At 41.9% G+C, this 12,051-nt stretch carries 10 protein-coding genes, 1 tRNA gene and 1 riboswitch; of the genes, 7 read left to right on the forward strand and 4 right to left on the reverse strand.

Translation table 11 applies throughout. From position 1 onward, the window contains the following. Positions 1-13 precede the first annotated feature (13 nt). Together AB1Y31_05895 and AB1Y31_05900 are read left to right on the forward strand one after the other, a co-directional pair. On the forward strand, positions 14-1,024 hold the full coding sequence (locus AB1Y31_05895; protein MEW4982696.1) for an iron ABC transporter permease: 1,011 nt from the start codon (positions 14-16) through the stop codon (positions 1,022-1,024). After that, positions 1,021-1,794, forward strand: a complete 774-nt coding sequence (locus tag AB1Y31_05900) for an ABC transporter ATP-binding protein (protein MEW4982697.1) — start codon at positions 1,021-1,023, stop codon at positions 1,792-1,794. Before AB1Y31_05895 ends, AB1Y31_05900 begins: the two co-directional genes overlap by 4 nt. Positions 1,795-1,874: 80 nt before the next feature. On the opposite strand, the gene AB1Y31_05905 is transcribed toward AB1Y31_05900, so the two are convergent. Further along, the gene (locus tag AB1Y31_05905; protein MEW4982698.1) at positions 1,875-3,713 is read right to left on the reverse strand and encodes a TonB-dependent receptor; all 1,839 of its coding nucleotides are present in this window, start codon (positions 3,711-3,713) and stop codon (positions 1,875-1,877) included. A 116-nt stretch (positions 3,714-3,829) separates the two neighbouring features. Beyond that, positions 3,830-4,038, reverse strand: a riboswitch (cobalamin riboswitch). 66 nt (positions 4,039-4,104) lie between these two features. On the opposite strand from AB1Y31_05905, the gene AB1Y31_05910 reads away from it, so the two are divergent. After that, positions 4,105-4,752, forward strand: a complete 648-nt coding sequence (locus AB1Y31_05910; GenBank protein MEW4982699.1) for a response regulator — start codon at positions 4,105-4,107, stop codon at positions 4,750-4,752. Positions 4,753-4,815: 63 nt separating this feature from the next. Beyond that, positions 4,816-4,903, forward strand: a tRNA-Leu gene (locus AB1Y31_05915). Between the two features lie 537 nt (positions 4,904-5,440). On the opposite strand, the gene AB1Y31_05920 is transcribed toward AB1Y31_05915, so the two are convergent. Together AB1Y31_05920 and AB1Y31_05925 are read right to left on the reverse strand one after the other, a co-directional pair. Then, complete coding sequence (locus AB1Y31_05920) at positions 5,441-5,695, reverse strand: hypothetical protein (protein MEW4982700.1); 255 nt, start codon at positions 5,693-5,695, stop codon at positions 5,441-5,443. Beyond that, positions 5,688-5,879 carry a hypothetical protein gene (locus AB1Y31_05925; GenBank protein MEW4982701.1) on the reverse strand — a complete coding sequence of 64 codons (192 nt, stop codon included), beginning with the start codon at positions 5,877-5,879 and terminating at the stop codon, positions 5,688-5,690. Before AB1Y31_05925 ends, AB1Y31_05920 begins: the two co-directional genes overlap by 8 nt. Before the next feature lie 392 nt (positions 5,880-6,271). Between AB1Y31_05925 and AB1Y31_05930 the strand changes: the two genes are divergently transcribed. Together AB1Y31_05930 and AB1Y31_05935 are read left to right on the forward strand one after the other, a co-directional pair. Further along, positions 6,272-6,445: a hypothetical protein gene (locus tag AB1Y31_05930; GenBank protein MEW4982702.1), complete on the forward strand. Its 174-nt coding sequence runs from the start codon at positions 6,272-6,274 to the stop codon at positions 6,443-6,445. Between the two features lie 267 nt (positions 6,446-6,712). Continuing rightward, a complete protein-coding gene (locus AB1Y31_05935) occupies positions 6,713-10,114 on the forward strand; it encodes an EAL domain-containing protein (protein MEW4982703.1) in 3,402 nt (1,133 codons plus the stop codon). Between the two features lie 355 nt (positions 10,115-10,469). On the opposite strand, the gene AB1Y31_05940 is transcribed toward AB1Y31_05935, so the two are convergent. Continuing rightward, positions 10,470-11,474 (reverse strand): helix-turn-helix domain-containing protein, encoded by a 1,005-nt coding sequence (locus AB1Y31_05940; protein MEW4982704.1) that lies wholly within the window; start codon positions 11,472-11,474, stop codon positions 10,470-10,472. A 104-nt stretch (positions 11,475-11,578) separates the two neighbouring features. Here AB1Y31_05940 and AB1Y31_05945 point away from each other — a divergent pair, with 104 nt between their 5' ends. Continuing rightward, positions 11,579-11,854 carry a DUF4242 domain-containing protein gene (locus AB1Y31_05945; protein MEW4982705.1) on the forward strand — a complete coding sequence of 92 codons (276 nt, stop codon included), beginning with the start codon at positions 11,579-11,581 and terminating at the stop codon, positions 11,852-11,854. The last annotated feature ends 197 nt before the right edge of the window (positions 11,855-12,051 follow it).

The following is a 12,051-nucleotide window of genomic DNA, read 5'->3' on the forward strand; positions in this document are numbered from 1 at the left end:
TATGCACGTAACAATGAGCTTAAATAATAGCAGCCAAGAAACCCTTTTAACCGTAACGCTCGCGAGCTTGTTATTTATCCTCTTCGGTTTTTCGCTAACCGTTGGCGATGTAAATATAAGCATTATTAATAGCTTATCAAACATACTTAATAACGAACCCACATTAAATTCCATTATATTTAAAGAGATTCGTTTACCTAGAACCTTGTTAGCCGTGTTAATTGGTGCCTCTTTAGGTTTATCGGGCGCTGCTTTGCAAGGCATGGTCCGCAACCCCTTAGCGGAACCCGGGGTGATTGGTGTTTCAACCAGTGCCGCGCTGGGTGCGGTTATTGTCTTTTATTTTGGTTTAGCATCCGTTTTTCCCTTAGCCCTCCCCTTAGGCGGTATTACCGGCGCGCTTTTAGCCGTTATTTTTCTATACCTCCTCACCAAACATAACAACAGCATGCTCACGCTAATTTTAGCAGGCGTAGCTGTGAGCAGCCTTGCCGCCGCATTAACAGCATTAGCACTTAACTTAGCACCCAACCCCTACGCTTCACTTGAAATATTCTTTTGGCTGATGGGTTCGTTAGCAGACAGAAGCTTCACCCATGTTTGGCTGGTCTTACCACCTACGCTATTAGGCTGGTGGCTAATGCTCAGTATACGCCGCGATTTAGACGTTCTATCACTGGGCGAAGACACCGCCCATTCACTGGGCGTACAACTTAAACGACTCAATAAACGAATAATACTAGGCGTTGCCCTAGCGGTTGGCGCGGCAGTATCCGTCAGTGGTGGCATCGGCTTTATTGGCTTAGTTGTACCCCACCTATTGCGCCGTTTTGTAGCTTACCAACCCGGTCGATTACTTTTATGCAGCGCACTAGGCGGCGCCGTCCTACTACTCGCGGCAGATATTACGGTTCGCTTATTACCGACTCAACAAGAGTTAAAAATTGGTGTTCTGACCGCCTTACTCGGCGCTCCTTTCTTCCTACACCTGATCTTAAAATCAAAAAGGGAGTGGGCATCATGAGCTTAGTGGCATCAAATATTGCCGTTACTTTATCGGGTAAAAGTATCTTAAAGGATATAAGTGTTAAATTTCCTAGCGGCAAACTGATTGGCTTAATTGGCCCGAACGGCGCAGGCAAATCCACTCTGATTCGTGCTTTAGCCGGTTTGCAAATGATTGAATCAGGCGCAATTGAATTAAACAACTATCCACTGCACACCTTACCGCACTTGGAATTAGCAAAAAAAATAACGTACCTACCGCAAACAGGTGAGTGCCATTGGCCTATGACCGTTGAACGGGTCGTCATGTTAGGCCGTCACCCACATGTCGATAGCCACCTTTTAGATAAGGTAAACATGCAAGCCGTTGAACAAGCCATTAAAGATGCCGACATAATGCACCTTGTTGGTCGTGCGGTTAATGAGCTTTCTGGTGGTGAACGCGCTCGCGTGATGTTGGCCCGCGCATTAGCAACCCAAAGCGATATCTTATTAGCCGATGAGCCTATTGCCTCACTAGACCCACGTCATCAAATTGATGTGATGGCTTTGCTACAAAACCTGACATCAAAAGGTAAAACCGTCATCGTCGTGTTGCACGAGTTGCACTTAGCAATGCGCTACTGTGATCAGTTAGTATTATTGAATGATGGTAAAAAGGTGTCCGAAGGCATGCCCAAGGAAGTGCTAACAATAGACAACCTACAACACGTATATGGTGTGGATGCGTTGTTTGGTAAGCACCAAGGCAGTCACTGGATTTTGCCTTGGGGCAATAGTTTAACTTAAACGATTTACGCCCTATAAATATAAAAAAAGGAGAAGGCACCGCCCTCTCCTTTTTTACAGGTCTAACTTATACCTCTCAATTAATCAGCAGGTTGGTAGCTAATAGAAAAGAAAATATTCGTACCATCTGTATTAAAACCAGAAACAGTTTCATATTCTTCATTAAATAAGTTGGAAACTTTTACTTGGGCTGTTAAATCCTTATTAACTTTATACGCCCCAACTAAATCCACCGTTGTAAAACCAGCAATTCTGCGTGTATTCGCCGCATTATCAAAACGACGACCTGAAATAAACACTTTGCTAGCCAGACTAAAATCACCAAACGACTTGTTAGCATTTAAAGCAAATGTTTGTTCAGCACGTCGTTGTAATACGTTGCCATCATTTACTCCGCCACTTCTATCTTCTGGGTCAATCCATGAGAATTGACCATCAACATTAACCCCAGCAAGTTTAGCGCCAGCTTGTAACTCAAGGCCTTTTATAACTGCTTCAGAAATATTTTGTGGTACCCAAAAAGCATCCAAGGTAATGAGGTCTTTTATTTTTGTGCGGTATATATTTGCTGACCAATTTATAGCGTTATGTCGTCCAGAAATGCCTAGTTCGTATGATTTAGAGCGTTCAGGATCTAAACCCGGGTTACTGGTTGGAGAACCAAAAAATGGAGGGTTATAAAGATCAATCAACGATGGCGCAACGAATGCCGTACCAAAAGAAGCGGTTAAGCGTAGGTTGTCCGATAAATCCGTTCCCCAAGCTATATTTCCTGTTGTATGGCTACCAAACTGTTCATTATCTTCTGCTCTAATTGCTATTTGATAATTATGTTGTCCGTACTCACCCAGTAATTGAGTAAAGAGCGCATTACTGTTCCTATTCTTTACAGTAAAGGCATTGTTCGTCTCAATTTTATCATCTTCATAGTCATAGCCAACACTAAGGAGGTGACTGTCACTTAACTGGATATCATTCTGAATACTAAAGTGATCTTGCTGGTTATCTGAGAAACTAGTAGCAAACGCACCTTCATTATCTGCCTCAAGGCGCCCTTGACTAAGCGTCGTTTTGATAGACCATGTGTCTGTCACATCAAATGAAGCTGTTGTACCAAAGGTATGCTGCAAAAAATCAGTCGTATTAAAGTACCCGTCGTATTCTGACTCTCCTTCGCTATATAAACTAAAGAACTCCACTGCTAGCGTATTCGAAAAACTATGCCCTACCCTAATAGAAGAATTGGTATTTCTGTATGCATCATTATCCGGTTCAGTAGCAAAACAGCCAATAAATAAAACACCACTTCTACCATCACAAGAATTAAAACCATTTGTCTGAGTATAACCACCGCTTAGGGAATACCAAGTTGATGCATTTCCACCTGAGACACCAAAAGTAGCTTCTTTTGTATCATGCGTACCAAAACCGACAGACATATGTGGTGTTGCCTTACCCGATCCTTTTTTAGTAAAAATTTGAATCGTTCCACCGATAGAGCCAGACCCATACAGGCCAGATTGTGGGCCACGTACCAATTCAATTCGATCGATCAAATTAAGAGGTATATGCTCGATTTGCGGCATACCAAAAGCATTCGTCGCAAGTTTCACACCATTCAATAAAATTTGTGTGTGGTTTGATTCAGTACCACGCAAAAAAATGGATGTTTGCTTACCTAAACCGCCTGAATTAGCAATAACAACACCTGGCAAGCTATTAATCGCTTCAGCAACTGTTTTAAATTGAAACGTATCAATGTCTTCCTTCGTTACAACAGACACCGATGCTAACGTTTCATCTGCTGTCTGAGCCGTACGCGTTGCGGTCACAATCATCGTATCGTCTTCAGCAAATGCCGTAACTTGGGTTAAAGAAAGCGCGGCAAGAATACTTGACGCTAAAATGGTTTTTTTCATGAGATTCCCTCGAAGTAAGGCGCAGCCCCGCGCCAATTAAAATGACGCCACGAGAGGAAATGAAGAGGTTGAAAAAGATAGAAAAAAATCAACATCAGCCCTATTGCCCACCCGCAACGTACCAGTTTGCTTGTGGCAGGTCTCCGGGCTCATAAGTGGTTAATTAGCAAATTAACCGATGCATCGCCTTCCCATGTTTTACACAGTGGCTGTTGATGCACAGTACTTATATACCGTTGCGGGGGCAGCGTTGGGTTTGATCAAGATCGTACCAACTTCCCTTTAATTGAGCGTTATGCCCAATACCAAAAAGCGTGGGCATTATCTTTGATATGGTCTATGCTAGTCAAGTTAGTCGAAGCATCATAAATAAAAGAAAAACAAACACCTAATGAACTCAAACAATATCAGCGTCTTACTTATCGATGACCATGAGTTGGTCAGAACAGGTATAGAGTATCTTTTAAGCTCCGACCCTGATGTGGACGTTATCGCCGTAGGATCATCGGGTGAAGAAGCCGTTAAGCTGAATGAGCAACTCAGCCCAAATGTCATTCTAATGGACTTAAATATGCCCGGCATTGGCGGTGCCGAGGCGATTAAGCGTATTTTAAGGCACGACCCCAGCGCTAAGATCATTGCCTTAAGTGTTTATGATGATGGCCCTATTCCACACCAAGCAATAAAATTAGGCGCCAAAGGCTACATTAATAAAGGTTGCCCCGTAGATGAAATGATTAAAGCCATCGTATTGGTTTTCCAAGGTAAAAATTACTTGTCATCCGCTGTCGCTACAAACCTTATCTTTAGCGCACAAGAACCCGAACAAAACGTATTTAGCCAACTAAGTAATCGTGAATTACAAATAATCACTAAAATTGTTGATGGACATAAAATAGCAGACATTGCGAATTCCTTGTCCATCAGCCCTAAAACAGTCAATACGCACCGCTACAGAGCGCATGAAAAGCTAGGCGTCACCAATGATATTGAGTTGGTTAAACTCGCCATCAACGAAGGCCTACTAACAAATTTATAAATTTATAAAATTTCTACTCGTCAACGGTTCAATCATAAGGTAGAATTCGCGCTCAATTTGATTGCCTGGGTGGTGAAATTGGTAGACACACGGGACTTAAAATCCCGCGACCTTAACAGTCGTGCCGGTTCGATTCCGGCCCCAGGCACCATCAAGTTGTATTAGAACGTCCAAAGAAGCCTCGAACTCCAGTAGTTACGGGGTTTTTTATTGCCTGCCATTCCTATACAACCCTATGACGCTCTAAGAAACATCCCCAAAGTGGGGGTGTCTTTAGGGGTACTTTGAAATATCCGTATTTAAAATACCCCCCCCCAATCCATGCAGCCCATAAGGAATATGAACTACGGCACTTAATACATTATGAATCAAAGGTTCAAAGCCTAAAGATAAGAAACATCGTCTGGCAGATAGCGGCGGTTTATATTTAGAAATAACGCCCAGAGGCATTTGCCACAGTGAACGGCTTGGGCTTTGGTAGAGATGACTTGTATCAAGTTTCTTTTAAAGAACAGCCAAGATTGTTGATGCCCGCTTTTAGTACCCTTAATAACTGACCAACTTTGGGTACATTAAACCTTGAAAACTCTTTTTTTCATTGACTTGGTTTCATAACACAAACCTAGCTCGCGCTACTACCTCAAGGCACAAACTCTCTTTATTGCTTACCCTCTGTTTAACAGGGTTCTTATATCTTTAATCCTTTTTGATCAGGCAACCACTTATCAACAATAAGTTCAATTCGGCCTATTCCTAAATTCTTCACCCACTTTGTAGAAGCATCAATAGTTACCCATATCTTTATTGCTCCTTTAAGAGTAGTGGCTGTCACAACGTCGTTCTTGGTGACTATATCAACGTGTATTGCCGCTCCATGAGCTACGATGCGAACTTTTTTAACAGCGCCTGCTTCAACCAACGCTCGAATAGTTTTCTCATGCATCGGCATCACCAAATAACGCGCGTTGCTCGGGTATTAATATTCCTTCTTGATCACAGTGCTTACGGATAAGCATTTCAATCATGTTGGCTACGCTACGGTGATCAAGGCTGGCAGCAATCTTGATCGCTTCTTTTATAGCGGGATCAACGCGTAGGTTAAGTGTTGTTGTTTTCTTTGGTGACATAAGTATAGTTTTCTTTAAAAGTACACGCAATGTAACGCATTTGCGTGCAAAATAAAATATGTATAGCATGAATATGATCAGCAAAATAGAACGCTTTAAGGGAAGGTCTGCTCACGTTAAATCAAGCAACGCCACAAATAATCCAATAGAGTTACCTGAACTATATAAAGGCCGAATTTGGCTTAGCGTTAACCGAGGCGAATCGTACGACTGATAGTAATTGCAATCAAGAGAATCCGAGTGATTTCCTCATAAAAGATGAATTAACGGCTAGAGTTAAAAATAAAAAAACTAAAAGTAAAAACAGTGGAAGAGATAGCCGAGCAGCAGAGACGTTTCTAACAACGAAGCTGGCGCAACGGATAGTCAACCTAGAAGATCAACTGGTCAACATGGACTTTCTAACGCCAAAGGAGATGTCAGAGGCAGAGAAGAATTACCATAAGGGCGTTCTTGGCAATGCGCCATCTGCTAATCCTGAAAGACAAGATAATGGGTTATCCAGCAATACAAAACCGGCGCGAGTAATCGAACAAACTGGCGAGATTTTAACGTCAATCCAATAGGTATCAGGAAAGCATGATCTTGCGTAGAGCATGTGACGTTCTATCCCGCGATTTATTACAAATTCTTTGAAAAATTCAACTAACCCATTATGAGTATAATTTACTAGCCATAACGCATAATTAAGGGCTTTTTTGTTGGGTGGTATTTTGGACGTGCTTAAGCACGGTTAGTGCTCACGAAGTCAGTATTAGATAACCATGATATTTAACAATTGAACATTATAAATTTAACTGCAATACTACTTGTTTGGAAAAAATGGATCCAAAGTGGTTACTTCATTTAGACAATCGACGTTTGTACAGATTACCTTTGTTATATCAGTTGTCATATCACTGTATGCAGTGTATTTATTTGACCAATATAGTTATCAAGAAAAACGCATCGCAACCCAAAAAATCGCCAGTAGTTATGTCAGCCATATCAGAAATAACCTCTATCAGGCTTTTTCTGCTACTTACCCATTAGCGGCATTAATACGCACACAAAATGGTGATGTTTCTGGCTTTACTAAGTTGGCAACAGAAATGCTACCGCTCTATCCCGGCATTGCATCGTTACAACTCCAGCCTAATGGCGTTATAAGACACCTCGTGCCGTTGAAAGGCAATGAGGGCGCAATAGGCCACAACCTGTTATTAAGCCCCGACCGAAATAAAGAAGCATTTCTTGCTAGAGATACCGGCAAGCTGACTCTGGCCGGCCCTTTTAACCTTGTCCAAGGCGGGGTTGGTGCAGCAGCCCGTTTACCTATTTATTTAAAGACACCAAAAGGAAAGCAATTTTGGGGCTTTGCGGGTGCCTTAATCCGTTTTCCTGATATTTTAGAATCGGCAAAATTACCCGCGCTTATTGAAGAAGGCATCGCCTATCAGCTATCACGAACTCACCCTGATACTGGTGAAATGCATATTATCTCAAGCTCAAACACCCCATTAATTGAAAACCCTGAAGTATTGACCATTAAAGTCCCGAATGGAATGTGGACATTTCACGCTTTTCCAATTAATGGTTGGAGAGATTATTCGGCACTTGTATACCCTGTTTTGATTGGCTTGCTCTTTATCATTTTAGCAACCGCCTCATCTCTTTTGTGGTCACGTCTAAGACACAATCACCAACGGTTAGAACACACTATTTTAAAGCGAACAAAAGCGTTAGAAGACAATATAGAACTGCTTACTCATAGCGAAGAACAATTACGCTTGAGTCAACTCGCCGGAGGTATAGGCACCTGGGAATACAACGTCTTAACTGGTGAATTTACATACTCTAATGCTGTTTTCCAAGAATTAGGTTTCCCTTTAGCACACGACAAATCCAGCATGGCTGATGTGTTGAGTACCATGCACCCTGATGACCGCGCACATGTTGATAAGGTCATTCAGTCACATATTGATAATGCTTCAGACCTAGATGTTGAATATAGAATTACCGATAGGAATGGAAATATACGTTGGATGCGTGGGATTGGAAAGGCCGAGTTTGATTCAACGAACAAGGCAGTCATGATACGCGGAACGGTCCAGGAGGTCACCCACCAAAAGAAAGCAGAGCTAGAACTTAAACTCTCATCTCGTGTATTTAGTGAAACGCATGATGGTATCTTTATTACCGATGACAACATGAATATTGTTGATATTAACCCTGCCTTTTGCGACATTACAGGCTATAGCCGTGAAGAGCTTATTGGTCAAAACCCTCGCATTCTAAGCTCAGGCAAACAGAGACAAGCGTTTTATGACGGAATGTGGCATGAGGTTAAAAAGCAAGACCACTGGCGAGGTGAAGTCTGGAACCGTAAAAAAGACGGTGATATATATATTGAATTACTCACCATTTCCGTACTCAAGGATGACCAAAATAACGTGGTCAATTATGTTGGCATATTCACCGATATCACGAAAAGCAAAGAGCAACAAGAACAGCTGAGTTTCATGGCTCATTACGACCCACTGACAAAGCTGCCTAATCGAGTGTTATTTATAGACCGCTTCAACCAATCTATTGCTCACAGTAAACGCACCGGTAATCAACTTGCCATTTGTTTCCTTGATTTAGATGACTTTAAACCGGTCAATGATAATTATGGTCATAGCACGGGTGACCGCTTGTTGGTGGAAGTCGCTAAACGCATTAGCAGCAGCATCAGAGAGGAAGACACAGTCTCTCGCCAAGGCGGTGATGAATTCGCCTTATTGCTAAATGATATTGAATCTTTTACACAATGTGAACAAACGATAGAACGACTCCACCACGCACTTGCTGAGCCATATATCATTGATGGTTTCCATCATAAGGTATCCGTGTCGAGTGGTGTAACTTTATACCCTGATGATAATGGTGACATAGACACACTACTTCGTCACGCCGACCAAGCGATGTATCAAGCTAAGCTTGCTGGCAAACACCGTTATCACTTTTTCAACCCGGAAGAGGATCAGCGCACTATTCAAAGGCATCATCAATTAGAAGAAATTACACAAGCATTAAGCAATAAAGAGTTTCAACTGTATTACCAGCCTAAAGTAAACATGAGAACCGGCAAGGTATTTGGCGCAGAAGCCTTGATTCGCTGGTTCCACCCTGAAAGAGGTTTGATTCCACCATTAGATTTTTTACCCCTTATCGAAGGGACTGAGTTAGAAATTCAAGTTGGGGGCTGGGTGATTAATGAGGCCTTACAACAACTCGATCACTGGCAACAGCAAGGTGTGAAACTTGAAGTCAGCATTAATATCGCTTCCCACCACCTGCAATCTTCCGTTTTCTTTAATCAACTCGATGATGCCCTAGCTAGGCATCCTAACGTTCCCCCCCAAGACTTACAAATAGAGATCTTAGAAAGTAGTGCGTTGGGAGACCTTATGAAGATCAATGAAATTATCACCAGTTGCCAAGAGGTATTGGGCATCAATGTGGCTCTTGATGATTTTGGCACCGGTTATTCCTCTTTAACACACCTTAGAAGCTTGCCTGCTCACACTATTAAGATTGATCAATCTTTCGTCCGTGACATGCTGGATGATAAAGAAGATTTAGCTTTAATCGAGGGCATCATCGGTTTGGCTGAAGCGTTCGACCGCGAAGTCATTGCAGAAGGTGTTGAAACGACTGAACATGGTGTTCTTCTGATGCGAATTGGCTGTCATTATGCACAAGGTTACGCTATTGCCAAACCAATGCCGGCAGCAAAGGTAGCTACTTGGATGCGTAACTATAAACCTGATGAAGCATGGTCAATTTGGGACAATGCTCACTGGGCAATGAGTAACTTGCATCTAGTCAGGGCGCAAAGCGACCACATACAATGGATTCAGGAAATATTTGACGTACTGGAAGGTCATCAACTTGGATTACAACACAACGAACTGACTAATCATCATGAATGTCAACTAGGGAATTGGTACGGTGGTTATGGCAAAAAACACTACGGCAATTTAAGTGAATTTCGTGACTTAGAAGCCATTCACAAAAATGTTCATAAAACGGGTTACCGTATTATCAAGCTATATAACAATAATAAAAAACAGGACGCTGTACTCTTGGCAAAAGACTTATTGGCACTAAAAAGCCAACTACTAGACAAGCTCAATACCCTACAAAAACAAATCAACTCCTCCACAGCGAATACAAAGGTAGCCTATTCTCACTTGTCATACTCGGAGTAACTGAGTTTGCGACGCCATTAGGTTCATTCTCAAATTCCCTTCGCTACGCCCATCATTAAGTTACCAGCACGATGGCCGTTGCAGTAGCTTTGGCAAAATAACCCTACCCAAAACACCTTGCGCTTTTTTCATTCTGAAATTAATAGGTACGCCCTACCCTTCTCTTTTCAACATTGGCATCACTACTGTATCAACAGTGATATGAATGCAGCCGTCACGAGTTAGCGGGGCAAATTAACTCAGACGATTCAGTTTGTGACCCCCACCAAAGTCAGGTTTAAGATATGGCTAGCGCCTACTTAAATTAGCATTCTAAAAATAGCTGTAACCCGGCTCCTAGAAATAAAACTTATTCCTAAATTATCTTTCTTGAATCGTCCAAACTGGTGAAACTTTTTCTATAGGCATTCGCGGTCATTCCTGTCTTCGCTTTAAATAACCGCCTAAAATAACTACCATCGAACAGGCCGACTTCTTCCCCAATTTTTTGGATACTCAGCTTACTGCTTAGCAGTAAATACTTTGCAGTATCAATGCGCTCATTTTGTATATATTCATTCGGGCTTTGTTTAGTTGCTTTTTTGAACCGTCGTTTAAATGTTCTTTCTGCCAAACCTGATTGCTGAGTAATTTGTTTCAACAAGTCTTCTACTGTTAAATTATCTTTAACCCATTGTTGTGAATCCATAATAATTTGATCATTATGTTCCAGCGTACTTGTTAACTTTTTAAACGGTTTTTGACCATAGCCATGCGTGTTTAAAAGAAAAAAATTCTCTATATATTTCGCCGTATCTGTTGATGCGTATTTCTCCAGCAAATAAGTCACAAGGTCTTGCCATGAGGTCGCACCACCCGCGCAAATAACATTATCTTGCTCCGTGATGATCTTGTCACCATACACCTCTACCTCTGGAAATTTCTCTTGCAACAAATCAGCAAAAGCCCAATGCGTGGTCGCTATTTTTCCGTCCAACAAACCTGTCTCTGCAATTAAAAAAGCCCCCGCACAAATGCTAGCGATAACAGCTCCCTTCTCATAATGCTGGGTAAGCCAATCTTTCAACTGTGGGTATTTTGTTAAAAATGGTTCATCAATAAACTCAACCGAAGGAATAATAATGAGATCTGTCGTTGTCACTTCAGTCAGCGACTTTTGGCACTCTATCGTTAAGCCGTTGTAACACGTTAGGTGACCTTTTTTTATACCAACAACCGATGTATCCGTTACGAAAATGGCTGATTCTGACCGCATTTGCTGGCTACACACCGCTGCTGTAGAGAAAATATCATAGGGACCCGCTAGGGTGTAAATCATCGTTTCTTCGATAGCGAGGATAGAAATGTTTATATTTGGCATAAATAGCACGTTTTTGTCATATTTAGACCTTACTATACATTGATTATAAGATCAGAATATACCTCACATTGCAATTTACCTTTAAATTTACCGAGGGATCCGTTATGCCAAAATACATCATCGAACGTAAAATACCAGACGCTGGAAAACTATCTGCCGAGGAACTTCAGGGCATTTCACAAACCTCTTGCGGCGTATTACGCGAAATGGGCAGTCAAACACAGTGGTTAGAAAGCTTTGTGACCGAGGATAAAATTTATTGCGTCTATATCGCGCCAAACGAAGAAGCCCTTCGCGAACACGCGGAACGAGGCGGTTTTCCTGCAAATAGCATTGCTGAAGTTAAATCGATTATCGACCCAACAACGTCAGAAACCTGAAAAATCTCACCAGGGCTTGAAGTAACACGGTATTTCTCGGCTTAAAGCTTAATTATGCCGCTAATACAATGAACGAATGACGGCTTTAAAGAGTCGGAGCTTGGGCTGTTTGAGAAATAACATCAAAATAAACTATTTCAGAATTTTGCACATCGCATTATCGATTAGTCTTAGGACGTAAAACTCATCACTCCTTA

This window comes from Cycloclasticus sp., from assembly GCA_040743155.1.
Classification (GTDB): Bacteria; Pseudomonadota; Gammaproteobacteria; order Methylococcales; family Cycloclasticaceae; genus Cycloclasticus.

Coding starts and splice junctions, on each gene's coding strand:
- AB1Y31_05895 (MEW4982696.1), top strand. CDS start 14: ATGAGCTTAAATAATAGCAGCCAAGAAACCCTTTTAACCGTAACGCTC.
- AB1Y31_05900 (MEW4982697.1), top strand. CDS start 1,021: ATGAGCTTAGTGGCATCAAATATTGCCGTTACTTTATCGGGTAAAAGT.
- AB1Y31_05905 (MEW4982698.1), bottom strand. CDS start 3,713: ATGAAAAAAACCATTTTAGCGTCAAGTATTCTTGCCGCGCTTTCTTTA.
- AB1Y31_05910 (MEW4982699.1), top strand. CDS start 4,105: ATGAACTCAAACAATATCAGCGTCTTACTTATCGATGACCATGAGTTG.
- AB1Y31_05920 (MEW4982700.1), bottom strand. CDS start 5,695: ATGCATGAGAAAACTATTCGAGCGTTGGTTGAAGCAGGCGCTGTTAAA.
- AB1Y31_05925 (MEW4982701.1), bottom strand. CDS start 5,879: ATGTCACCAAAGAAAACAACAACACTTAACCTACGCGTTGATCCCGCT.
- AB1Y31_05930 (MEW4982702.1), top strand. CDS start 6,272: ATGGACTTTCTAACGCCAAAGGAGATGTCAGAGGCAGAGAAGAATTAC.
- AB1Y31_05940 (MEW4982704.1), bottom strand. CDS start 11,474: ATGCCAAATATAAACATTTCTATCCTCGCTATCGAAGAAACGATGATT.
- AB1Y31_05945 (MEW4982705.1), top strand. CDS start 11,579: ATGCCAAAATACATCATCGAACGTAAAATACCAGACGCTGGAAAACTA.